Raw genomic sequence first — 25,054 nt, 5'->3', positions numbered from 1 at the left:
GGTCATTGCTCCTCCCTCGAGACGATCCCAAATCACCCCACAGGCGAAAATAGGGGTCTGAAACTGGCAAATTCCGCCACCGACGTCGGTCAGCTTACGTCGGCAGACCGGAACCGGTAGTAACCGATCACGAGCGGAACGACGATCCATACGCAGAGGACGACGGGCATGAACTCGGGCTGGACGTAGAACGGGGCGTCTTCCGGCAGGGGACCACCCATCATGTCATAGTTGGTGACCGGGCGAATCCCGCGGGTGAGCGCTTCAAGGGGAACCAACTGTGACACGAAGTGGTAGAGAACTGGTGATTCGGAAGCGCCGAGCACGTCGGTGTGGAGTTTCCGAACGATGTCGCCGGGGAGTATGAAAATCGGGAGCACGTTCAACACGAAGTATAATCCGAACCCGACGGCCGCCGCGCGTGCCTTGCTGGTGACCGAGGCGGAGATACCGATGGCGACCGCGACGTAGGCGACGGCATAGAGGAGCATCATGCCGAACATCACGCCGAAGGGGGTAACCGGAAAGAGGGGATAGACAGTCACGAGCAGTCCAGCGGCGACGAGATACGCGCTCGTAATACCGAGTGCGATCACGAGACTTCGGCTGAGGAATTTACCGACGATGACGTCCCGGCGCGTATTCGGCAGTCCGAGCAGGAACTTGGCGCTGCCGGTCTCGCGCTCGCCGGCGATTGCGAGATAGGCCGCGACGAGCGCGACGATCGGAATCAGATACGCCCCGAGACCGACGATATTATTGAGATTCGAAACGACGCCGGCACGGAGTGTCTCGTGATACTCCAATTGGTCCTGTTGAATGAACATAAGCAGTCCCACAAACCCAGTGTAGATGAAGATGACGAGCCAGATGACCTTCGAGCGACGGGTATCCAGGAAATCTTTCCGAGCCACGTCCAGTGTGCTCATGCCGTCACCTCCGGGGACTGTCGTTCGTCGTCCGGCGTCTCGTCCGTGTAACTGTTGAACAGATCCTCGAGCGAGGCTTCCTTGGAGACGATATCGGTAATCGTCGCCCGCTCGTCGACGTGTCGCACCACGTCGGCCTTGACGGCGGCGCGACGACAGTCGACGCTGACCTCGGTCCCGTCGATCGAAACGCCCTCGACGCCGTCCAGCCGTTCGAGACCGAGGTCGTCCGGCACCGACTCGAGGGTCAAGACGATGCGTGCTGCCCCGTCGAGTCCCTCACGAAGCGCGTCGATGCTATCGACAGCGACCAAGTTCCCGTCGGACATGATGCCGACGCGGTCACAGACCGCTTCGACCTCGGGGAGGACGTGGCTCGAGAAAAACACCGTCGTCCCGGCGTCGGCCATCTCGCGGATCATCTCCCGCATCTCCTGTTTGCCGGTCGGGTCGAGTCCGGAGGAGGGTTCGTCCAGTACGAGGAGGTCCGGATCGCCAACGAGGGCCATCCCGAACGCGAGCCGCTGGCTCATCCCCTTCGAGAACCCGCCTGCGCGCCGATCGGCCGCGTCCGCAAGACCGACCTGCTCGAGGATCGCGTCGGGATCGTCGTTCGCGTTCTTCGTGCGGATGACCCAGTCGAGGTGCTCGCGGGCCGTCAAGCGGTCGTACAGGCTATAGCCGTCCGGAAGGACGCCGATCCGGCTCCGGGTTGTAGCGAAGTCCCCTCGAACGTCGTCCCCGAGAACGGCGGCGCGTCCGGCAGTCGGGGTAACGTACCCAAGGAGCATGTTGATCGTCGTCGACTTTCCCGCACCGTTCGGTCCGAGAAAGCCGAATATCTCGCCGTCTTCGACCCGCAGATCGAGGCTATCGACGGCGAGAACACCGCCGGGATACTCCTTCGTGAGATCGTTCGTTTCTATCGTCGCCATCGTATTAGTATACCAATACTACTGCACAAATTTTTTCCGATTTCGGGGAATTTGATCCGGGAACATAGAACACGTCTGCTGACGCGAACATCCGCGACTATAGTCGCGGAAGGTACCTGTTATTCGCCGATTTTCCGCTCCAAACCTCGAGTACCAACGACGGTTGGCCACACGAATGTTCGGTTTCCGCGAGGAATGTAAGTAGCGTTCCCCATCCATTCGGGTACCCCTTCGATTTATTGAGGATTCGATCCTCGAAGAGGATTCGAACAACCTCGTGGATTTTAGTCGGTACACAACGGATCATTAGTAAGATAACCATAATTAGCATAATTATTATAATTACGCTGATTGTGGTGGTGGATAGATCCGATTCTGCCATAAGTGATAAATAAATACACTGGAATTGGTGTTCTATGTTGTTCGAACAAGACAAGACAGTACTACTAACATATTCTCGAGAAGACATATACGGTCGGATAGAACAGCGAGACAGTCCACGGCGGACTATCCGGTTTCGGACGTTTAGATAAATGGTTGATATCGAGAAACACCTCCCGGACGTCGTTCGGTCTAGTTATACGATAAAGTTGGCGCTCGCCTCGCTGGTGATCGTCGCCGCGGTGATCGGAGTCGGAATCCTCACGGAAGCGCGAGTGTCGGATCAGGTCGCCGAAGAGCAGTTGAACGCGATGCAAACGAACGCGGAACTCGAGGCGAATACGTTCGGCGAGTGGATCAAAGGCGAGCAAAAAGCGGTCCGGATCCTCTCGGGCCATGAGGGATTCACGGCAAACGAGACGAGTACGATACAGGAGTCGCTGGATGCTGAATTAGACGAGCAACCGGCCGAAGTCGCCGCCATTCACCTCGTGGAACGCGATCCTGAACGGCACTCCGAGGGGAAACGCGAGACGATCGTCGCCAGCACCGAGCGATCGCTCCAGGGGAAGAACTTCGAGGCGGCGAACATCGTCTGGCCGCCGGATGCGGGGTTCAATTTCGACGGGAACGCTGACGTAGCCAGGTCGTGGGTATACGACGACGACGGCGACCCGTCGATGGCGATCGCATCGCCAACCCAGGATGGCGAACACGCGGTCGTGGTCGTCTACAGAACGAGCGTTCGTGCTGAGGGCTTCTCGACGCCGATCGAAGGGACCGAGACGAGAGTCCACGGCGGAACGACGGGCGATATCCTGTTCGACGAAAACAAATCGAACATCTTCGGCGCGTACGATCCGGAAGAGACCGAAGTCGGACGGCGCATCCTCGAGACGGACCCCGGGAAACAGATGAGCGGGTCGATCCTGACCGAAGACAGCGTTATCGGCTATCACTCGGTCCCGGGTGATGCGGACTGGGTCGTCGTCAAGAAAGCCCCACGATCGAACGCGATGACCATCCAGCAGGAGGTCCAGTGGGAGCTGCTGATACTGATCGGCGTGACGTTCGTCGGGTTCGTCCTCGTCGGATTCATGGTTCACCGCGGACCGTTGCGGGACATCGAAGCGCTCTCGAAACAGGCCGATGCGATATCGAACGGGGACCTCTCCGTCGAAATCGAGAATCGGGGGCGAATCGACGAAGTCGGGCGACTTCGGGACGCGTTCCGGGACACGAAGTCGTATCTCCACACGATCACGCTGCAAGCGGAGGCGCTCTCGAACCAGGAGTTCGAAAGCGACGCGCTCGATCAGGAAATCCCCGGACGGGTCGGCGAGTCGATGTCGAAGATGCAGACGGATCTCGAGCGGTTCATCCACGAAATCGATCAGTCGAGCAAGGAAGCCGAAGAAGCCAGGGAGAACGCCGAGCGGGCAAAGCAGGAGGCCGAACAGCTCGCGGCTGCTCTCGAGTCACAGGCAAACGAGATCGACACCGTCGTCCAGCAGGTCGCCGACGGCGACCTCACCAAGCGGCTATCGACGTCGACCGACAACGAGGCGATGAACAGCATCGTCGAGGAGTTGAACGCCTTGCTCGACGAACTCGAGTCCGCGTTCGGTGACATTCAGGCCTTCGCCAACAGCGTCGAAGCGTCCGGACAACAGATCACCGAGAGCATCGACGAAATCGAGGTCGCAAGCCAGGAGGTCAGCAACTCCGCCCAGCAGATCAGCGATCACACCCACCAGCAGGACGAAACCATCCAGCAGGTCTCCGGCGAGATGTCGAACCTGTCGGCGACGATCGAGGAGATCGCCGCCTCGGCGGACGAGATGGTATCCCAGTCCGAGGCGGCCGTGAATACGGGCGAAGACGGCGTCGAACTGGCCGAGGAGGCGATCACCGAGATGGAGACGATCGAACGGCAGACCGAGTCGGCCATCGAAGAAGTCTCGTCGTTAGAACAGGAAGTGGCCGAAATCGACGAGGTGGTGTCGTTGATCAACACGATCGCCGAGGAAACCAATATTCTCGCGCTCAACGCCGGTATCGAGGCCGCCCGTGCCGGAGACGCCGGCGAAGGCTTCGCGGTGGTCGCTCGGGAGATCAAGCAACTCGCAGAGGACACCGAACAGGCGACCGACGAGATCAAGGGCCTGATCAAGGACGTCCAGCACAAGTCCGAGCGAACCGTCAAGGACATGGAGAAGATGGGGACGCGGGTCTCTTCGGGAACCGACACGGTCGAGCGGACGGTCGAAAGCATCGAGGAGATCGTCGAACAGATCGAGGAACTGAACAGCAGCGTCCAGTCCATCAACGGGGCGACCGACGATCAGGCCGCCTCCACGGAAGAAGTCGTGACGATGATCGAAAACGTCGGCGAGATGAGCCAGGACACCGCCGCCGCAACCGAGCAACTGTCTGCCGCCGCTGAAGAACAGACGGCACAGGTGCTGGAAGTTACGAACCAGGTCGACGAACTCTCCGAGAAGTCCGAGGAGTTACAGGACCTGCTCGATCAGTTCGAGGTCCAGCGCGTCCAGAACGGGACCCGAGCATCGACGACGGTCACCGGCGACGACTGAACTCCAGCCGGTCGACGCCACGCTGGCCTTTTTCCGAGCGGCTACGAAAGACGGCGCTGACTCGAGTGAAACGACGTGAACGACGACGGCGGGGCCTCGAGACCGTCGAGGTCGGCACCGGTATGACAACCCCTAACTTCGCCAACTATGTCTGTTTTCAGATCATACTATCAATCTAGTACTTTCTGAATCCCAATGATGAATGACTGACGAGTCCGATTCCGGTTGAATACGGTATCAGCTGCAGGGGCCGTAATAATGGTATTTACTCCCCACATAGCCATTAACTTTTCAATAATAGATCGCGTTTCTCACTACCCGCTACCGATTTTGATCGAAATATGATCGGAGAGGAACGGGGAAATACTAGATTAGGTATGTATTGTTGAATCTCGAAATAGCTGTGGCCGGTCGACCGACGATCAAAGCGTATCGAACTCGACGACGGTTTTGATCCGATCCGGGTCGCGGGCGAAGGCGTCGTCGACGGCAGTCGGTTCGAAGACGTGCGTCAGCAGGTCGTCGGCGAACCAGTCGGGAAGCGCCGCGAGGGTCTCCCGCGCGGCTTCGAAGTGTGGGATGTGGGAGTTGACGCTGCCGACGATGGCCCGGTTGCCCTCGACGAGTTTCCGATGGAGTCGTCCCCCCGGGAGTTCGAACGCGTCGTCGTCCGGTAACCCGAGCAACACGCCGACGCCGTTCTGGTCGAGTGCCTCGACCGTCTCGAAGGCGTGTTTCGCATAGCCCGTGGCCTCGTAGACGAGGTCCATCGACTCGTGGACCTCGGGGACGTCCGAGACCGGCGTTTCGCGCGAGTCGACGTACGTCGCGTCGAGTCGCTCGATGAGATCGATCGTCGGATCGGGGCGGTCGCGGCGGCCGAGACAGTACGTGCGATCGAACTCCGATCGCACGCGCGCCAGCGTCAACAGACCAAGCGGGCCGTTTCCGAGCACGAGCGCCGACTCCCGGTGCCAGTCGAACGCCGACCGGGACGCGAAGGCGTGTTCGAGTGCTTTCTCCGTGTTACTCATCGGTTCGATCAGGACGCCGGTCGTCGCGAACGCCCGCGGAACCGGGACCAGAAACGCCGCCGGACTCGTGAAGTACTCCGCCATGTAACCGTGAGCGCCGTCGATACCGCGCTCGAGACACGCTTCTGGAGGTGCCATGTCCGGCTCTCCGCGCCGAAAGTACGCGTTGGAATCGCCCGGCGGCCGGCGGACCGTCGGGACGACGAGTTGTCCGTCCTCGAGGGCGGTGTCGTTGGGATCCTCGACGACTCCGACGGCCTCGTGACCGAGGATCTGCTGCTCGCAGTCGGCGGGAAAGCCGCCGTGGTTGCCCTCGAGAACTTCGAAGTCGGTCCCGTCGATCCCGACCCGCAACGTCCGGACCAGCGCTTCGCCGGCGGCCGGTTCTGGCCGCGGCGTTTCGATCAGTCGCGGCCGGGATTCCCCGCGTTTGACGGCGATCGCCTTCATGACTCGACTCGCGCGACGACCTCGATCTCGACGCCGATTTCGATGGGCAACCGCGAGACCTCGACCGCACTGCGTGCGGGGTAGGGTTCGGTCAGGTACTGTTCGTAGACCGCGTTGATATCGTCGTAGTCGTCCATGTCGGTGACGAACACCGTCGACTTGACGACGTTCCCGAGGGAGCTGTTCCCGGCCTCGAGAACGGACCGAATGTTTTCCATGACGGCGTGTGTCTGTTCGCCGATATCGTCGCTGACGATCTCCCCCGTATCGGGGTCGACGGGTCCCTGTCCCGAGACGAACAGGCGGTCACCATCGCGGATCGCCTGCGAGAACGGGCCGATACTCTCCGGCGCGTCTGCTGTCGCTATTTCTTCCATCGGCAAGCTAGGTGATGGGTAACAGGTATCATATGTGTTTCGATCGTTGTCGATGCGATCACGCGGGGGCGAGGTGGGTTCGCAGGCGGTCGATAACGTACTCGAGTTCCGAATCGTCGAGACACATCGGATTGATCGTTATTACGTCCTCGTCGAGGCGATCCGCGCCGACGAACACGCGGGGCGTTTCCGCACGGAGCGTCCGGACGAGTTCCGTCGCCGAACACGGTGTCCCGGCGGGGTCGATGTGAACGACGACCTCCGGCGCGACCGAGACGCCTCCACCCGCATCGAGCGTCGGATCGACGCCGGGCAACGACGATAGCTCCTCGGTCACGTCCGCCGCGGCCTCGAGCCACCGGTCGCGGGCCGCCTCGTGGTCGGCGTCGAGAAACGACTCGAGCGCGACGAGCAGGCCGACGAGTTCCTCCTTCCCGACCTTCAGCGGTCGTCCGATCCCCTGGCGCGGGACGCCGTCGATGGAGTCCGTTTCGATGAGCGACCTCGGCGGCTCCCAGACGTCACCGGCGGCGTGCATGTCGAGCTGCTGGAGGGCAATCGATTCGACGAGGTCGCGACGGCCGGCGACGATACCCGTCGTCTGTGGACCACGGATCGCTTTGCCTCCGCTGAACACGACGAGATCCGCGCCCTCGTCGATGAACCGGGAGAGGTTCGCGGTCGGCGGGAGTTCGGCGGCCGCGTCGACGATGACCGGAACGCCGTGATCGGCCGCGATGTCGGTGACAGTCGAGAGGGCCGGTTCCGTGTACGGTTTCTGGACGTAGCCGATCGCTGCCGTTCGGTCGGAGATGGCCGCTTCGATCTCCCAGGGTTCGACGGCGGTCGAACCGGTGCCGAGCGTTCGATCGTTCGTCCCGACATCGATGATGGTCGCACCGGCCGCGCGGAACGCGTGATCGTAGCCGGTCCGGTGGGTTCGGGGCATGATGATCTCGTCGGGGATGCCGTCCGTCTTCGGAAGGCGATCCATGACACTCGGGTCGTCGCCGGCAAGCGCCGCAGCCGCGGCGAGCAACAGCCCGGCGTCTGCGCCACAGGTGACGTAGCCCGCCTCCGAGCCGGTCGCCTCGGCGATGCGTTCGCTCGCTTCCGCCTGGAGGTCCGAAAGCCGCACGAACTCGGTCGCCGCCCGCCCCATCGCCTCGACGGCTTCCGGTCGGATACGGCTGCCGCCGATCCGAGTTTTCGTTCCGGACGCGTTGACGACACGGGGGACACCCAGCTCGTCGTATACAGTTCGGTCACTCATCTGTCGTGTGGCAGCTAATCAGATCACTGACTATAAATAAGTTCGGTTGCTGGGGGTGTTTACAGGCGTTTCGGCTACGGAAACAACTATGTGTGTTTCCGCCGAGACTCGCGTATGGATCGCAGCGACACCACGATCGACGCGACCGTTCGATCGATGACGATCCTCGAGATCGTCGCCGACGCGCCCGAGCCCCTCGGGGTGACGGCGATCGCCGAGCGAACCGATCTCTCGAAAGGCAGCGTCTCCAAACACCTGTCGACGCTGCACGAGCTGGGATACGTCGAGCGATCGAACGGGCGCTACCTGCCGTCCGTTCGCTTTCTCGATTACGGCGTTCGAGTCGGATCGACGACCGAGTTGCGCCACGCGGCGACGGAGCCGGTCGACGAACTCGCCGAGATGACGACGGAAGCCGCGGGGTTGGCTATCGAACGCGATGGACGCATCCTCGATGTCTACCTGTCTTCGGCCCACGCCGAACGCGAGTTCCCCGCCTACAACACGCGGTTTCCCCACTGTAGCGCCGCAGGGAAGGCGATTCTGGCCGAGCGCTCGCCCGAGGCGGTCGCGTCGCTTCTCGAGGAACGTCGCTGGCCGGCACGAACCGAGTACACGATCACGAGCGACTCCGCGTTGCGTGCCGAACTCGACCGGGTCCGGGAACGGGGCGTCGCCTTCGATCGACAGGAGCAGTTTTCGCGGGTAAACAGCGTCGCCGTCGGCGTCTCGACGGAGCAGACGACGGGTGCGGTCTTCGTTTCGGGCTGGGCCGACGAACTCTCCGGGAAACGGTTCGAGGAGAACGTTCCCGGGATCCTCTTCAGCGCGAGCCGAATGATCGAGTCGAGCCTCTCGCGGTGATCCCGCTTGCTTGGTTTCGCCGTGGGAGGGGAAACCATTAACCCGGTCGCCTTCGACAGTCGGGCTGTCCATGGACCTGTTAGCCATCGTTGCGCATCCGGACGACGCGGACATCTTTTGCGGTGGAACGCTCGCGAAACACGCCGATCGGGGCGATACGGTTACGATCGCCCACATGACACGCGGCGAATACGGCGGAACCGATACGACCGAAAGCGAAATCGCTGCCGTCCGGGAGGCGGAAGCCCACCGGTCCGGCGACGTGCTCGGCGCATCGGCGGTTACGTTTCTCGGATTCGACGACGGCCGCATCGAGTACACGCTCGAGAACCGGCTCTCGATCGTCGAAACGATCCGCGCGTACGACCCGGACGTCGTACTGACACACTACCGGGACGATATGCATCCGGACCACCGAGTCACGTCGCGACTCGTCACCGACGCGTACTACATGGCGTCGCTGCCCCTCGTCGAGACGGACGCGGACCCCTGTGACCCGGAGAACGTCTACTACTTCGGCAAACCGACCGCCGACTTCGAACCGTCCGTCTACGTCGATATCACCGGATACGAGGAGGTCAAAGCCGACGCGATCGCCCAACACGAGTCACAGGTCGAGTTCCTCGAGTCCCACGGCGGTATCGACGCGGAGTTCGACAACCTCGTCGACGGGGTTGCCGCGGAGAACACCGTCCTCGGAAAACGGACCGGCGTCGACAGCGCCGAAGGATTCGTTCCGTTTCACGAAACCGCACAGGCATATCTCGAGGAGTAGACCACAGCTGGCGAGCGCTGTTCCGCCGAGAGGAGACCGACATGACCCGTCGACCGGGATATCGCGGAGCGGTGAGCGGCCCGGAACGCGCCCGGACAACACGTTTTTGTCAGCGACGCGCTCGGATCCGTCGAGCAAGCACATCGCTGGGATCACTCCCTACTCGTTTCCCGATGCGAAACACAATGGCGAGCGCGCAGCAATGAATTACATACGTACGTATGTAAATCACCGGCCGAGACAACGAACGAGACCCCGATTGGCTCGGATCCCGGCGGATAGTTTCCGAGAACGAAACAGCGAGTTACCACTCCGCAACGCTGCCGTCCTCGTGTCGCCACACCTGATTGTGCCAGTTCAGGTTCTGTTGGGCGCGTTCGCGAACGGCGTCCTGCTCGATCTCGATCCCCAGTCCGGGACCCTCGAGCGGACTGAGATACCCGTTTTCGAAGTCGAAAACGGAGGAATCGGCGAGGTAGTTGTCCGCGGCGCTTTTCGGTGCGGGATAGATGTCGAACCCGTGGTCCTGAACGAGCAGGTTCGGAACGACCGCGCTCACCTGCAACGACGCCGCCAGTGCGATCGGTCCCAGCGGACAGTTCGGTGCAACCGCGACGTCGTGTGCTTCCGCCATGTTCGCGATTCGGAGCATCTCGGAGATGCCGCCGGCGTGGGAGACGTCCGGCTGAACCACGTCGATGCCGCCCCGTTCGAACAGCGGTTTGAAGTCCCATCGGGAGTAGAGCCGCTCTCCCGTCGCCAGCGGCACGGTCGTCCGAGACGCAAGCGCGGGCAGGTGTTCGAGGTTCTCGGGTAACACCGGCTCTTCGATGAACATCACGTCGAAGGCTTCGAGTTCGCTCGCGACGCGTTTCGCCAGCGATTTCGAGATTCGGCCCCGGAAGTCGACGACGATATCGACCTCCGGCCCGACGACCTCGCGGACGTGTTCGACGCGCGCGATGATCTCCGAGACCGCGGCCGGCGGCTCGAGGTGGCGCATCTGATTGGCCGCGTCCATCTTGAGAGCGGTGTACCCGACGTCACACAGCTGCTTTGCCTCGGTCCCGATCTCGTCGACGCGGTCGCCGCCGATCCACTGATACACCCGAATCCGCTCTCTGGTTTTGCCCCCGAGTAACTCGGAGACCGGCGCACCGAACGACCGTCCCTTGAGGTCCCACAGCGCCTGATCGATTCCGGCGATTGCACTCATCAGTACCGGTCCACCCCGGTAGAACGAGCCGCGGTACATCGCCTGCCAGTGGTCCTCGATGTGGTGTGCGTTTTTGCCGAGCAGATAGCTGGACATGATCTCGTCGACCGCAGTACGGACGGTCCGGGCGCGACCTTCGACGATCGGCTCCCCCCACCCGATCAAGCCGTCCGCCGTCTCGAGTTTCAGAAAGAGCCAGCGCGGCGGGACTTCGAACAGTTCGTAGTCGACGATTTTCATACGGCCCGTTCGTGACAGTCGACAATAAACGTTTGACTCGTGTCGAATACCCCGTCGGGCGAGAGCCGCCGTTGGACTGCTTCGAGCGGCCCGGGCGTGCATTCTACGGAACTGCGAGTCGGAAGAAAGCTTTATATAGCATCTCTAAGAAGATTTGTCCGGGGTACGAATGATATGAGATCACATACCCGACGTAAGCTCCTGCAGTACGCTGGCGCGACGACGTCGATCGGACTCACCGGCTGTCTTGACGGATTGAGCGGCTCGAGTTCGGGGGACGTGGTCCGGGCGCGGTATATCGGGCAGGAACCGGAAGCCGAGTGGCTCGAGGAACAGTCGGACGCGTTCGAGGCCGAAACCGGGATCGAAGTCGAGCACGAGTTTTTGACCTGGGCCGACGTCCCGGACTCGCAGGTCACCGATATCCAGGCCGGTACCGGGCCGGACGTCGATCACATCGCGTCGACGTTTCTCCCACAGCAGGCAAACGCCGGCGGCTGGGTGGATCTCTCGGAGTTCGAGGGGGCGCTGCCGGATCGAGGCGGGTTTTTCGACCAGGTGACCGATATCATGGACTACGACGGGCAGATCCACGGGGTGCCGTGGTTCTGGGGACCGCTGGGGTATCTCGAGTACGATCCCCTGATCGAGCGAGCGGGAATCGACGGCCAACCCGACGACTGGGACGAACTCGTCGAGCAGGGACGCGCCTTCCAGCAGGAGTTCCCCGAGAAACACCTGTACGCGATGATGGGCGTCAGCTGGGAGCTACCGCGGGCGTTTATCACGTTCCTCTGGCAAAACGGCGGCGAGGTCGCCGACGAGGAGACCAACGAGATCCGCTTTCACTCACAGGAGGGCGTCGAGGCGCTGAACTTCTGGAAGGATCTCCTCGTCGAGGAGGAGATCATGCCGGGACAGATCGCCGAGTGGGGCGTCGACGAGTTCAACGGAGCCCTGATCAACGAGGACGTCGGGGCGATCATGCAGGATCTGAGTCCCGTCGACCAGTACCTCGATCGCGGTGAGGCCGATCTGGACGACTTCACGATCGGACGACTCCCCGCCGGACCGACGGGCGATCGATCGACGTTTTTCGGGATGGAGGGGCTCGGTATCCGACCGTGGTCGAACAAGAAGGAGGACGCCGCCGAATGGATCGCCTGGCTCACACGGCCGGAGGCGAACGCGGAGTTCGCCGATCGGATCGGCCTCCTGCCGACCGTCGAGGAGGCCTTCGACCTCCCCCAGTTCGAGGACGAACTCAGCCAGTCGTTCCACGACGACGTCCTTCCGGACGCCCGACACTATCCCATGATTCCGGGGTTGAGCGAACTCGAGGGGGAACTGGCAAACTCCATCGGGACGTGGCTCGAGGATGTCGTCACGGGCAACTGGGAGGAAGGTCGGTCCGAGGAGATCCTGAACGAGGCCGCCGAGGTGTCACAGGAACTCGTCGACCAGGCTCAATCGAGTTGATTTCGTCCGTGTCTTCGAAAGAACTAACACCGATCTCGAACGTTACAGACCATGGCACGCTCATCTATACGGTTACGTGACCGCGTGTTCGGGACCGATTTCGGTCGCTACCTGCCGTTGTACAAGCGACTCGATGAGCGACATCGGTACGCGTACAAGCTCCTGTTTCCCGCGCTGGCGATGATGTTCGTCGTCCACTTCGTCCCGGTCGTGTGGGGGATCACGATCAGCTTCATGGGCGTGGACGCGAACCACATCGCCGACTGGACGAGTGCGCCGTTCGTCGGTCTCGAGCACTACGCCTTCGTGATGGATCCCACGACGACGATCGGGAGCCGGTACTGGTATTCGATGTCCCGGACCGTCCTCTGGTCCCTCGGCGTCCTGATCGGGACCTACGGGCTGGGCCTGACGGCGGCGTTGATCCTCGATCGGGGGTTCAAGGGATCGTTCGTCGTCAGAACGCTGTTGTTGCTCCCCTGGATCGCGCCGGCGATCGTGACCCTGAACGTCTGGCGGATGATGTTTCTCTCGGATTCCGGGATCATCAACCACGTGCTCATGTCCGTCGGCCTCCTCGACGAGCCGATATTCTGGCTGATCGGCGATCAGGCCCTGTGGTCGATGACGATCGCGCACGTCTGGCTGCAGTTCCCTTGGGTGATGATTATGCTGTACGCCGGGCTTCAGTCGATCCCACAACAGCTCTACGAGGCTGCCGCCATCGACGGGGCGGGTCGCTGGGGCAAATTCCGCTACGTGACGTTACCACAACTCAAGCCTGTCTCCGGGGTCGTGATCCTGCTCATGTTGCTGTGGACGATGATCGACTTTACCACGCCATACGTGATGTTCGGTGGGAATCCACCCTCGTCGGTCGAGGTGACGATGGTGTACATCTACAACTTCTCGTTTCGGGCGTTCGCGTTCGGTCGCGGTGCCGCGATGAGCGTCGGCCTGTTCGTCGTTGCGATGACGCTTGCGACGATCTACTACCGTCGCTTTATCAAAAGCGACTTCGAGGAGGAGGAAAGCCAATGATCCCGTCGGAATGGTCTCCCTCCGAGCGAACGAAGGATCGGTTGTTCGATCTCGCGGCCAAGGGCGTGTTGCTGACGATCCTGATCTGGGCGCTGTTCCCGATCTACTGGATGGTCTTCAACAGTTTCCGGACCCGATTCGAGATCGCCGGCGGCGATCCGAGCCTCGTCGAGAACTCGTTTCACTACCGGAACTACATCGATATGTGGCAGCGCGTCGACCTCGTCGAGTACTTCATGAACAGCCTCATCATCGCGAGCGTGACCACCGCGATCGCCCTGTTTATCGCCTGTCTCGGTGGCTACGCCTTCTCGCGCTATCGGTTCCCGGGTCGCCGGTACGTCGGCGGATCGCTCATCGGCACGCAACTGATCCCCGGCATCCTGATCCTGCTGCCGATGTTCATGCTGTTTCGCACGATCCACGACGTCGTCGGCGTCCAACTCATCAACACCTATCAGGGGATCATCTTCGTCTACACGACCTTCGCGGTCCCGTTTGCCATCTGGATGCTTCGCGGGTTCTTCGATACGATTCCGCCCTCGCTCGAGGAGGCCGCGCGCGTCGACGGCTGTACCCGGTTTCAGGCGCTGTTTCGCGTCGTGTTACCGCTTGCAGCGCCGGGGATCGCCGCCACGGGGATGTTCGTCTTCCTCGTGGCGTTCAACGAGGTGCTGTTCGCCTCGGTCATGGCGAGAGGCGACGTGACGCCGCTTTCGATCGGCATCCAGCAGTTCATGGAGCGAGACCAGAACTACTGGGGCGAGATGATGGCCGCGTCGACGGTCGCGACGGTGCCGATCCTGCTCATCTTCGTCCTGTTCCAAAAGCCCATCGTCGAGGGGCTTACGGAAGGTGGCGTCAAGCAGTAGCCGGCCGCCTCACCCACTCGTCTCCCACAGTTTCGGAATCCACACCTCGAGCCGAGTGCTCGATCTCGCGACGGCAGGAACACGACCTCGGACCGTCGTCGCAGTGCCGTTGCTGTTACTCGTGAAAGTCAGGGACCGTGACGGGCAGCCGTCCGGTTGCCGCCCGCTTTCCGCTCAGTATCTCCCCGAGCGTCTCGAGCGTCGACGGCGTGTAGTCGTACGTCGAAACCGCAGTCGAGACGTCGGGAAACCGCGAGAGGTCGTACGGGTTCCGGACGAGCAACGCGACGAACCGCAGGTCGCGGTCGGCATCGTCCAGTGCCCGGACGATCGCCGCCTGTTTTGCGTCGGCCATCGCGTCGTAGACGGCAACGATGACCTGCGCCGATTCCTCGAGCGCCGGGAGATCGTTCGGCTCGCCGACCTCGTGGTGGCGGACGTCGAACCCCGCTGCCGTCAGCGCATCGGCCACCAGCGTCGAACTGTACCGGTCGTCTTCGGCCGGCGACGCCCGGCTCCCCGATACGCCGACCAGATGGAGCGGTCGATCGGCGGCGAACGGAAGCGTGCCGTCGCGGTCCCGCGGAACCGTGATCCCGGCCGCCGCGATCGCGCGGCCGACCTCGCGGGACCGGTCGGCCGCCCGACGCCACCGGTCGTCGGACGGCGACTCCGTGCCGACCTGTCGGCGGCGTTTATACTCGAGCACGCGTTCGACGGCCTCGTCGATCGTCGCCTCGTCGAGTCGTCCCGACTCGACCGCTTCGAGGACCGCCTCGACCGAGGCCGCTTGCGTTTCCGGCGTATGACAGACCAACAATAGGTCGCAGCCGGCCTCGAGCGCCCGGACACAGCCCTCCGGCGTCCCGACGGTGTCGGCGATGGCGCGCATCTCCATGCCGTCGGTTACGAGCAACCCGTCGAAGCCGAGTTCCTCGCGTAACAGCCGGCGCTGTACCGCGGGCGATATCGTCGCCGGCGTCTCCGCGTCGCCGACGATGGTCGGAAACGACACGTGGGTAGTCATGAGCGCGTCGATGCCGGCGTCGATCGCCGCCCGGAACGGGGCGAACTCGATGGCCTCGAGTCGGCGGCGGTCGTGGTCGACGACGGGCAGTTCGTGGTGAGAATCGGCGCTGGTGTCGCCGTGGCCCGGGAAGTGTTTCCCGCAGGCGACGACGCCCTCGGACTGCATTCCCGTCGCCATGGCGGCCCCGAGTTCGGCCGCCAGTTCGGGCTCCTCGCCGAACGAACGAACCCCGATGACGGGGTTTTGCGGGTTGTTGTTGACGTCGAGTACCGGAGCCAGATCGAAGTTGATGCCGAGCGCCGCCAGTTCGGCGGCGACGGCGGCTCCGGCGGTCCGGGCGAGGTCGGGGTCCCCGCTCGCCCCGAGACTCATCTGCCCCGGCAGTTCCGTCCCCCAGTCGAGACGTGAGACGACGCCGCCTTCCTGATCGGCCATCACGAACAGGGGAAGTCCCGGCCCGGATTCGAGCGCGATCTCCTGTAGTTGCTCGGTCAACGTCGCGACCTGTGCGGGCGTCTCGACGTTTCGGCTGAAGTAGATGACGTTTCCACAGCGGTAGTCGACGATGAGTCGACGAAGCTCGTCGGTCGGCTCGGTTCCGTCGAATCCGACGACGAACAGCTGTCCGACTTTCGTTGCGAGATCGAGCTCGCTCACGTCTGGTGTGAGCATTGCCAGACAATCACGCGCGGTCGTACGTAGTTCTATCGCGACGGACTGCCGGTTGATTTCGGCCACACCGCCCGTACATGCGGGTCAGATAGCTATATATACCTCGACAATAGCATACGTAACGAATGGGCCGGATTGACATAGATGCCCTGACGAAAGAGTACAGTTCGCCGAGCGGGCCGATCCGCGCCGTCGAGCGGCTCGATCTCGAGATCGACGACGGCGAGTTCATCGTCCTCGTCGGGCCGTCCGGCTGTGGCAAGTCGACGACGCTGCGGTGTATCGCCGGACTCGAGACCGTCACGAGCGGGTCGATCAGGTTCGACGGCACCGACGTCACCGACGAAAAGCCCAAAGACAGGGACATCGCGATGGTGTTTCAGAACTACGCGCTGTACCCGCACATGACCGCCCGCGAGAACATGGCGTTCGGGCTGAAGATGTCGACGGAGCTCTCGGCCGACGAGATCGAGTCCCGTGTCGAGGAGGTCGCGGAGATGATGGACATCACCGAGTTGCTCGGCGACAGGCCGGGCGAACTGTCGGGCGGACAGCAACAGCGGGTCGCGCTCGGGCGGGCGATCGTCCGCGATCCGGACGTCTTCCTGATGGACGAACCCCTCTCGAACCTCGATGCGAAGCTCCGGGCGCAGATGCGAACCGAACTCCAGCAGTTACAAAACGAACTCGGCGTGACGACGATCTACGTCACGCACGATCAGACCGAGGCGATGACGATGGGCGATCGGATCGTGATCCTCAACGACGGCCAGCTACAGCAGGTCGGGACGCCACTCGAGTGCTATCACCGACCGGCCAACCGGTTCGTCGCGGGGTTTATCGGATCGCCGCCGATGAACTTCCTCGAGGTGAAAGCGGATCCGGAGGAGGGGACGCTCGTCAATCCGGCCTTTACGATGCCGCTTTCGGAGTCGCTCGCCGGCGACCTCGACAGCACCGACCTCGTCCTCGGAATCAGACCGGAGCACGTGTCACTCACGGACGCCCCCGGAACGCATTCGGAACCGGAGCGGCTGATCGAGACGGAAGTCACCGTCACCGAACCGATGGGGGACGTGACGAACGTCTATCTGGAGGTCGGCGACGAGACGATCACGGGGACCGTCGACGGCCACGTCGGGGCCGCGCCCGGCGAACGACTCCACATGCACGTGCCCGCCTCGAAGATGCATCTCTTCGACGCCGACTCCGGCCGGTCCGTCAAACACAGCGACGAACCGATCGACGCCGGGACGCTCGCCGACGCCGACAGCCAGGTCGAGACGGTGTAACCGCCGGCGGAACTGTGACGGGACCGTCCGTGATCGGACGACCCGTTTGTTTTCGCCACGCTCGTGGACCAAGCCGTTCCGCCATCCCATCCGATAGATTTTTTGCGGTGTGGGACGTAATATTGGTGTGGTGTGTAATTACACAACATAGTAACGATTACCGGAATCGACGGTGCGACCCGGTTCGATTCGACGACCGTACTCAGTAGCAGTACTGTCCCGTCCTCGCTTGCGGAAGAATTTCGGCACTGAGAGCCTGTAGTAAGGTATATTCCCAATTATAAATAGAAATATGAAGTGTGATTCAATAAAAAGTATCTCTATAGTTAAGATATTATTTTATATAGCGAGTAAAGAATGCTAGGCGGGTCGCAACGGGTTGCGACCGGGTGTAGCGTCCGACGACCATACCGAAATTCGACAACCAATGAAACGCACGCGACGAACCGTACTCAGGAACGCAACGAAACTGTCCGCACTACTTGCGAGCATCGGTGCGAGCACCGCAGTAGCGGCACAAGAGTATCCCGAATGGGACCCCGACACCGTGTACACGAGCGGCGATCGGGTCGTCTACGACGGCTCCGTCTGGGAAGCCCAGTGGTGGACCCAAGGCGACGAACCCGGAGCCAGCGAGTGGGGTCCCTGGGAAGAAGTCGAAGAAGACGGCGGCGGTGACGACGGACCGACCGCCCAGTTCTCGGTCAGTACGCAGTTTCCCGACCCCGGAGAAGCAGTCGAGTTCGACGCCGGCGACTCGGAGGGCGAAATCGAGGCCTACGAATGGACGTTCGGCGACGGCACGACCGCGTCCGGGGAAACCGTCACCCACTCGTTCGACGAGGGCCAGTATGACGTCACGCTGACGGTCGAAAACGCCGACGGCGAGACCGACACGTATTCGATGACGATCACCGCCGGCGACCCGTCCGCCGAGGAGAACCGCGTCGTCGCGTACTACCGACAGTGGGCACAGTACGACCGGGACTTCGTTCCGGGCGACATCCCGTTCGACAAGGTTACTCACGTTCAGTACGCGTTCGCTCGACCCGAAGAGGACGGCTCAATCAACCTCGTCGGTGACAGCCACGGCCAACAGGTGTTCTACGCCGAAGAGGACTGGCAAGGGCCGGACCGTGGCAAGACGTTCGCGGAGTACGCCGCCGAACGGGACGACACCAAGTTCATCCTCTCGATCGGTGGCTGGGGCGACTCGGAGTACTTCTCCGACGCCGCACTCACCCAGGAGAACCGGGAGCGCTTCGCCAGCGATTGTGTCGACCTCGTCCAGAAAGCGAACCTCGACGGGATCGACATCGACTGGGAGTTCCCCGGCGGTGGCGGCTGTACCGCGGACGACCCCGTCTGTGACGTGGACAACGTCGTCCGCGAGGGCGATCAGGAACGCTTTACGCTCCTGTGTCAGGAGGTCCGCGAGCAACTCGACGAGGCCGCGGAGAACGATCCCGACCGGGCCGAACCCTACGAACTCTCGGCCGCCGTCAGCGCCAGTCCCGAAATCGTCGAGGGAACGACGGAGGGCAACGACGGACTCGAGCACGAGAAGCTCTCGGAGATTCTCGATTTCGTCCTCGTGATGACCTTCGACTACCGGGGGATCTGGAGCGACACCACGGGCCATCACGCCCCGCTGATGGAAAACCCCGACGATCCGTTCGATGACTCCGAGGTCTGGAACGCCGAATACGCCCTCGAGTACTGGGCGGAACAGGGCTGGGATCCCGATCAGCTCAACATGGCGGTACCGTTCTACGGGCGAAGCTGGACGGACGTGCAGCCGCCCGAGGGTGACTTCGGGACCGGCGAGGACGACGGCCTCTTTCAGGAGTACGAGGGCGAAGGCAGGGACGCAAGCGGCGAGGGCTCGTACCCGAGCTGGGACCCGTCCATGGGAACCAGCTACGCGGGCGTCTGGGAGTGGTTCGACCTCGAATCGGACGGCCGTCAGGGCAGCAACCCGGTCGACCTCGACGGACCCGATTGGGAGACGTACTTCGACGAGGACGCGGTCGCCGCCTGGAGCTGGAACGCCGAGGAGCGGCTGATGATCTCCCACGAGACCGAGCAGTCGATGGAGGCGAAGATGGACTGGCTCAGGGAATCGCCCTACGGCGGAACGATGTTGTGGGCGGTCGGCGGCGATACCTACGAGGGCGATCTCATCAACACGCTCTGGACGACGCTCAACGGTTAGGAACAGCCTCGAACGATCGACCGACGAGAGACGACTCAACCGATGAAACGATCACGACGCACCGTACTGAGTACCGCATCGAAAATATCCGTCCTGCTGGCCGGCCTCGGCGCGGGTTCGGCGGCAGCAGCCGCACAGGAACAGGAGTATCCCGACTGGGACCCCGACACCGCCTACACGAGCGGTGATCGGGTCGTCTACGACGGCTCCGTCTGGGAAGCCCAGTGGTGGACGAAAGGAGACGTCCCGGGCGAAGGCGGCGAATGGGGTCCCTGGGAGGAGGTCGAAGGCTCCGATCCCGAGCCACCGGGGCTGTCGGCACGGATCACCGCGAGCGCGTCACGCGTCGAGCTCGGCGAGGACGTCGAGTTCGACGGCACCGAGTCGACGGGCGAGATCGACGCCTACGCCTGGGACTTAGGCGACGGGACCGAAGCCACCGGCGAGGTCGTCACGCACACCTACGACGAGACCGGCGACTACACCGTCGAACTCACCGTCGCCGACGCCGACGGCGAAACCGACACCGACCGCCTCGAGATTACCGTCCAAGACGAGATCGAGGGGCCGGACGACGAGTTCAAGGTCGTCGGCTACTACCCCGGCTGGAAGGCAAACGCCGAGCAGGACTACTATCCGGACGACATCCCGTTCGACAAGGTGACCGACGTTCTCTACGCGTTCATCGCGCTGGACGAGAACGGGAACGTCTTCCCGCCGGAGAACGACGAGACCGAGTTCGACGTTCCGCGCCAGACACACGAGGAAAACCTCGAGCAGTTCGCCGACCTGGCGGACGAGGTCGACTGTCGGTTCCACCTCTCGATCGGCGGCTGGACGCTCTCGGACAATTTCCACATCGTCGCGGCCGATCCCGACCTGCGGACGACCTTCGCCGAGAGCTGCGTCGAGTTGATGCGGCAGTACAACTTCGACGGGATCGACATCGACTGGGAACACCCCGGGCCGGAACAGGGCGAGTGTCAGTGTGGCAACGACGACGACTACGAGAACCACGTCCTGTTGCTCGAGGAACTCCGCGACCACCTCGATCAGGCGGGCAAGGAGGACGGCCAGCACTACTACCTGTCGGTCGCCAACGGCGGTTCCGACTGGAACGCCGGCGGGCTTCGTCACGATCAGGTCGGCGAGATCTGTGACTCGGTGTACGTCATGGCCTACGACTTCACCGGCGAGTGGATGGACACGATCGGTCTGAACGCGCCGCTGTACGGTCCCGACACGCATCCGACGAACGACCGCGACGTCTACCCCGACGGCGAACAGTACTGGGCGGAGTACTCCGTCGACACGCTGTGGGCCGGGGATCACGGCGAGGAGGGGTACTGGCCCAACCAGTGGCAGTATCCACCCGCCGATCCCGCCGAGTACGACGAACTCGTGCTCGGGATGCCGTTCTACGGCCGCGGCTTTACCGTCGGCGAGTGGCAGTCGCCCGAACTCGGCTCGCGCTACTCGGGGCTTCCCGAGGGAACGTGGCACCACCTCCTCGAGGACGGCGCGGACCCGACCGGCTCGTTCGACTTCGGTGACATCGAGGAGAACATGCGTGACGAGCCCGACTGGAAGGTCAGCCGTCACGACATGGGTGATGTTCCGTCCCTCGTCAACGAGGACGAGGGGATCTTCATCAGTTACGACGACGAGCAGGCCATCGAGGCGAAAGTCGAGTTCGCCAAGGAACGCGGCATGGGGGGCGTGATGTTCTGGGAACTCTCCCAGGACTGGAACGAGACGCTGCTGGATACGATCCTCGAGACGATCTGACCCACGACAATGACCCGATCACGACGATCCGTACTCCGTACCGCATCGAAGCTCTCCGCCGCCGTCGCCGGCGTCGGAGCGGGCACCGCTGCAGCCACACGGGAGCATCCCGAGTGGGACCCCGACACCGTGTACACGAGCGGCGACCGCGTCGTCCATGACGGCTCCGTCTGGGAAGCCCAGTGGTGGACCCGCGGCGACGAACCCGGCGAGGGCGGCGAATGGGGTCCATGGGAGGAGATCGAAGCGTACGATCCCGGCCCGACCGCATCGATCGACGTCAGCGATTCTACCCCCGATCCGGGCACGGACGTGCAGTTCGACGGGACCGCCTCGGAGGGCGACGTCGTCTCCTACGCCTGGGAGCTGGGCGATGGAACGACCGCCGACGGTGCCGTCGTTACCCACGCCTACGACGAGGACGGCGAGTACGAGGTGACGCTGACCGTCGAGACCGCCGACGGCGATTCGGATTCGACGTCGACGACCGTCCACGTCGGTGGACGGGACGGGATCACAGTCGACGGCGCGTTTGCACCCTACCAGGGCACCTGGGGGGACATCGTCGGCGGGACGCTCGAGGCGGATACCGATCGCGTCGTCGTGTCGTTTCTCGGCGATGCGACCGCCGACGGCGACGTCAACCCCGGATGGCTGACGGGCTGTAATCAGGGCTCGTGTGACCAGCATCCGCTCTCGAGGTACGAACCCGAGATTCGGACGTTGCAGGACGAGGGCATCGAGGTGTGGCTCTCGATCGGCGGCTGGGAGGGCCGAACCATCGCTCGCGATGCCGACTCCGCGACGGAGCTGAAAGACGCGTACGCGGCGGTTCTCGATACGTTCGGCGTCACGCACATCGATATCGACGACGAGAACGCCCACCGACGCGACCAGCCCATCTACGAACGACGCAACGAAGCCCTCGCGATGTTGCAGGACGAGCGCCCGGAAGTTACAGTGGGCTATACCGTCCCGGCCGACGAGAACGGGATCGCGAACTCGAGCCACGCACAGGCGAGAACGTGGGTCCGCGATGCCGCCGAGAAGGGCGTCGACCTCGAGTACGTCAACATCATGACGATGGTGATGGGCCCGACGACCTACGACAAGATCGTCTCGGCGTGTGAGGGCACCGTCGAGTTCCTCGAGGACGTCTATCCCGACAGGTCGACCGCCGAGTGTTGGGCGATGCTCGGAAACACCCCGGACGTCAGCGAGGAGTCGCTCACGCCCGACGTCGCCCGGGATCTCGTCGACTTCGCGACGGACCGAGGAATGGGGCTGCTCTCCTACTGGGCCCTCTACAACGACTCCGACGGGACGTTCTCCGAGATCTACTACGACTTCGAGGACGGTTAACCGACCGAAAGGGATCGTCGCCGCCTCGTCTCCCCGCCGCTCGAGCACGCGGCGGGAGCCGCTGCTCTGGCGACGCTTTCAGTCCAGCATGTAAATAATTACTAGTATATATTCTATTAATAAAATACAAGTGCGCCCAGTAAATATATTGCGGGTGCAGTATGGGAAAAAACAACAACCCAACGCAACCCGAGAGACGGGACGTACTCCGTAGTCTCGGAGCAGTCGGTAGTATCGCGGCACTGGGCGGTCTGACGGCCGCACAGCCCGGACGTGATCCGGGTCCGAAACAGAACGAGTTGCTGGTCAGTACGGCTCCGACGACGAGTACGGCCTCCGTACAGCGCACCGTCGAGCGACAGCTCCCCTCCGACGCGAGCGTCGTCCACCGGAACGATACGCTGGGCTACTTCGCCGTCGAGGTTCCCGACGAGGCAAGCGCACAGTCCGATTCGAACGTCGCTCGAAGCCTCGAGCGGACCGACGGTGTGGATTTCGTCGAAGAGAACGGGACCTACTACGCGTTCGACGACGTCGAAACGGGACAGAACCAGCCGGACGATCCCAACTTCACCCAGCAGTACGCCCCACAGCAGGTGAACGCGCCGGAAGCGTGGGAGACGACGCTCGGATCGGAGGACGTAACGATCGCCGTCGTCGACACGGGGACCGACTACGAGCATCCCGATCTTCAGGATCGGTTCGGCTCGAATCCGGGAACCGATCCCGCCGGCGGCACCGACGATCCGGCCGCACGGAACGCCGAACACGGAACACACGTCTCCGGCATCGCGTCGGCGACGACGGACAACGGCGACGGGGTCGCCGGAATGTCGAACTCGCACCTCTATGCGGTGCGTGTTCTCGGCGGGGGTGGCGGCGGTTCCTGGAGCGACATCGCCGACGGAATCCAGTGGGCTGCGGACAACGGCGCTGACATCATCAATCTGAGTCTCGGTGCCCCACGGCGGAGCGGTGTAGTCGAAAGCGCCATCAACTACGCACACAACAACGGTGCGCTGCCGATCGCGGCGGCGGGCAACGACGGCCCGTGTACCGATTGCGTCTCCTACCCGGCGGCGCTTTCGAACTGCGTCGCGGTGTCGGCACTGGACTCCTCGGAGAACCTCGCTCGCTTCAGCAATACCGGACCGGAGATCGACGTGGCTGCGCCGGGCGTCGGCGTCCTTTCGACGGTCCCGAACGGCGGCTACGACAACATGTCCGGCACGTCGATGGCGTCGCCTGCCGTCGCGGGCGTCGCCGCGCTCGGCCTCGCCGCCAACCCCGAGTGGGGGCCAAGCGAACTGCGCTCGGCCCTCGAGGAGTCGGCGGTCGACGTCGGCCTCCCCGCCAACGAACAGGGTGCCGGTCGCGTCGATGCCGCAAACCTCGTCGGCAGCGGCGGCGAACCGCCGGAGGAGGTCACGGCCGTCGCGGATGCGTCCCCGACGACCGTCGAACCGGGGGAGGCCGTCACGTTCGACGGGAGCGATTCCGCCGGACCGATCGACACCTACGAGTGGGCGTTCGGTGACGGTGCCTCCGCGACCGGGCAGACGGTGACTCACAGCTACGACGGCGACGGTGAGTACACCGCGACGCTGACCGTAACCGGGGACGGCGAAAGCGACAGCGACTCGGTTACCGTTACCGTCGACGAGGGCGGCAACGGCGAACCGGGCGACTGCGGCGAGTACCCGACGTACGACAACTCGACGGTCTACGAAGCCGGCGACCGGGTCGCCTACGACGGTGCCGTCTGGGAAGCGACGACGCAGGTGATGACGGTCCCGCCGAGCCGCGATAGCTGGCGCTGGTCACACGTCACGGACTGCTGACCGCGTTCGGAGACGGACCGGGCGGCCCTCGAGACCGTCCGATCTCGAGGGTAAATAATACATATTCTATATATTCCGCAATAATTTTGTCCTCAGGGATAGTAACTTTTGGCGCGCTCGGACCGTCGTCGGTGACGGGCCGATCGGTGATCGGACTCGCAGTTGCTGCTGTGTAATCGATGCGTCGTCGGCGCTCGACTCCGGCACCGACACGGGACCGAGCGAGCAACGGAGACCACCAACCATGAACCACACACGACGTAACGTACTGCAAACGACGTCTAGGATCTCCGCGCTGCTTGCCGGGCTCGCGGTCGGGGCCGCAGCCAGCGCACGGGAGTACCCCGAGTGGGATCCCGACGCCGTGTACACGAGCGGCGATCGGGTCGCC

General features: G+C 62.9%; 18 protein-coding genes and 1 pseudogene. 12 read left to right on the top strand and 7 right to left on the bottom strand.

The features are described 5' to 3' along the window. Nucleotides 1-89 precede the first annotated feature (89 nt). Together TX80_RS12850 and TX80_RS12845 are read right to left on the bottom strand one after the other, a co-directional pair. Nucleotides 90-929, bottom strand: a complete 840-nt coding sequence (locus TX80_RS12850; protein WP_049923526.1) for an ABC transporter permease subunit — start codon at nt 927-929, stop codon at nt 90-92. After that, entirely contained in the window at nt 926-1,864 is a 939-nt protein-coding gene (locus tag TX80_RS12845) for an ABC transporter ATP-binding protein (RefSeq protein ID WP_049923525.1), read from the bottom strand. The genes TX80_RS12850 and TX80_RS12845 overlap by 4 nt, the downstream gene beginning before the upstream one ends. 533 nt (nt 1,865-2,397) lie before the next feature. Between TX80_RS12845 and TX80_RS12840 the strand changes: the two genes are divergently transcribed. Further along, nucleotides 2,398-4,842, top strand: coding sequence for a methyl-accepting chemotaxis protein (locus TX80_RS12840; protein ID WP_049923524.1), 2,445 nt, complete (start codon nt 2,398-2,400; stop codon nt 4,840-4,842). 422 nt (nt 4,843-5,264) lie between these two features. On the opposite strand, the gene TX80_RS12835 is transcribed toward TX80_RS12840, so the two are convergent. Genes TX80_RS12835 through TX80_RS12825 form a run of 3 tightly spaced genes read right to left on the bottom strand, consistent with a single transcriptional unit; the run spans nt 5,265 to nt 7,976 of the window. Further along, on the bottom strand, nt 5,265-6,326 hold the full coding sequence (locus TX80_RS12835) for a glucose 1-dehydrogenase (protein WP_049923523.1): 1,062 nt from the start codon (nt 6,324-6,326) through the stop codon (nt 5,265-5,267). Continuing rightward, on the bottom strand, nt 6,323-6,703 hold the full coding sequence (locus tag TX80_RS12830; RefSeq protein ID WP_049924076.1) for a RidA family protein: 381 nt from the start codon (nt 6,701-6,703) through the stop codon (nt 6,323-6,325). Before TX80_RS12830 ends, TX80_RS12835 begins: the two co-directional genes overlap by 4 nt. A gap of 58 nt (nt 6,704-6,761) precedes the next feature. Beyond that, complete coding sequence (locus tag TX80_RS12825) at nt 6,762-7,976, bottom strand: aminotransferase class V-fold PLP-dependent enzyme (protein WP_049923522.1); 1,215 nt, start codon at nt 7,974-7,976, stop codon at nt 6,762-6,764. 114 nt (nt 7,977-8,090) lie between these two features. Between TX80_RS12825 and TX80_RS12820 the strand changes: the two genes are divergently transcribed. Together TX80_RS12820 and TX80_RS12815 are read left to right on the top strand one after the other, a co-directional pair. Further along, on the top strand, nt 8,091-8,840 hold the full coding sequence (locus TX80_RS12820; RefSeq protein ID WP_049923521.1) for an IclR family transcriptional regulator: 750 nt from the start codon (nt 8,091-8,093) through the stop codon (nt 8,838-8,840). Between the two features lie 70 nt (nt 8,841-8,910). Then, entirely contained in the window at nt 8,911-9,615 is a 705-nt protein-coding gene (locus TX80_RS12815; protein ID WP_049923520.1) for a PIG-L deacetylase family protein, read from the top strand. 304 nt (nt 9,616-9,919) lie between these two features. Here TX80_RS12815 and dgoD read toward each other — a convergent pair whose 3' ends face one another. Then, nucleotides 9,920-11,071: a galactonate dehydratase gene (gene dgoD / locus TX80_RS12810; RefSeq protein WP_049923519.1), complete on the bottom strand. Its 1,152-nt coding sequence runs from the start codon at nt 11,069-11,071 to the stop codon at nt 9,920-9,922. A 174-nt stretch (nt 11,072-11,245) separates the two neighbouring features. On the opposite strand from dgoD, the gene TX80_RS12805 reads away from it, so the two are divergent. From TX80_RS12805 to TX80_RS12795, 3 genes are read left to right on the top strand one after another with little or no spacing between them, the layout of a single operon-like run. Continuing rightward, nucleotides 11,246-12,550, top strand: a complete 1,305-nt coding sequence (locus tag TX80_RS12805) for an extracellular solute-binding protein (protein ID WP_049923518.1) — start codon at nt 11,246-11,248, stop codon at nt 12,548-12,550. A 51-nt stretch (nt 12,551-12,601) separates the two neighbouring features. Then, nucleotides 12,602-13,591: a carbohydrate ABC transporter permease gene (locus TX80_RS12800; protein WP_049923517.1), complete on the top strand. Its 990-nt coding sequence runs from the start codon at nt 12,602-12,604 to the stop codon at nt 13,589-13,591. Then, on the top strand, nt 13,588-14,463 hold the full coding sequence (locus TX80_RS12795; RefSeq protein WP_049923516.1) for a carbohydrate ABC transporter permease: 876 nt from the start codon (nt 13,588-13,590) through the stop codon (nt 14,461-14,463). Before TX80_RS12800 ends, TX80_RS12795 begins: the two co-directional genes overlap by 4 nt. 115 nt (nt 14,464-14,578) lie before the next feature. Here the strand turns inward: TX80_RS12795 and nagZ are convergent, their stop codons facing one another. After that, nucleotides 14,579-16,165: a beta-N-acetylhexosaminidase gene (nagZ, locus tag TX80_RS12790; protein WP_049923515.1), complete on the bottom strand. Its 1,587-nt coding sequence runs from the start codon at nt 16,163-16,165 to the stop codon at nt 14,579-14,581. 125 nt (nt 16,166-16,290) lie between these two features. Between nagZ and TX80_RS12785 the strand changes: the two genes are divergently transcribed. From TX80_RS12785 to TX80_RS20110, 6 genes and pseudogenes are all read left to right on the top strand, one after another. Beyond that, nucleotides 16,291-17,457 (top strand): ABC transporter ATP-binding protein, encoded by a 1,167-nt coding sequence (locus TX80_RS12785; RefSeq protein WP_049923514.1) that lies wholly within the window; start codon nt 16,291-16,293, stop codon nt 17,455-17,457. A 427-nt stretch (nt 17,458-17,884) separates the two neighbouring features. Next, on the top strand, nt 17,885-19,672 hold the full coding sequence (locus TX80_RS12780; protein WP_049923513.1) for a glycosyl hydrolase family 18 protein: 1,788 nt from the start codon (nt 17,885-17,887) through the stop codon (nt 19,670-19,672). A 42-nt stretch (nt 19,673-19,714) separates the two neighbouring features. Then, nucleotides 19,715-21,460 (top strand): glycosyl hydrolase family 18 protein, encoded by a 1,746-nt coding sequence (locus TX80_RS12775; protein WP_049923512.1) that lies wholly within the window; start codon nt 19,715-19,717, stop codon nt 21,458-21,460. 9 nt (nt 21,461-21,469) lie between these two features. Further along, entirely contained in the window at nt 21,470-22,822 is a 1,353-nt protein-coding gene (locus TX80_RS12770) for a PKD domain-containing protein (protein ID WP_049923511.1), read from the top strand. 161 nt (nt 22,823-22,983) lie between these two features. Continuing rightward, nucleotides 22,984-24,663 (top strand): S8 family serine peptidase, encoded by a 1,680-nt coding sequence (locus TX80_RS12765; RefSeq protein ID WP_049923510.1) that lies wholly within the window; start codon nt 22,984-22,986, stop codon nt 24,661-24,663. Between the two features lie 244 nt (nt 24,664-24,907). Further along, nucleotides 24,908-25,054 (top strand): annotated as a pseudogene (locus TX80_RS20110) (PKD domain-containing protein); the annotation flags it as partial.

Source organism: Halopiger djelfimassiliensis (genome assembly GCF_000455365.1).
Classification (GTDB): domain Archaea; phylum Halobacteriota; class Halobacteria; order Halobacteriales; family Natrialbaceae; genus Halopiger_B; species Halopiger_B djelfimassiliensis.
This window is presented reverse-complemented; position numbering and strand designations above follow the sequence as displayed.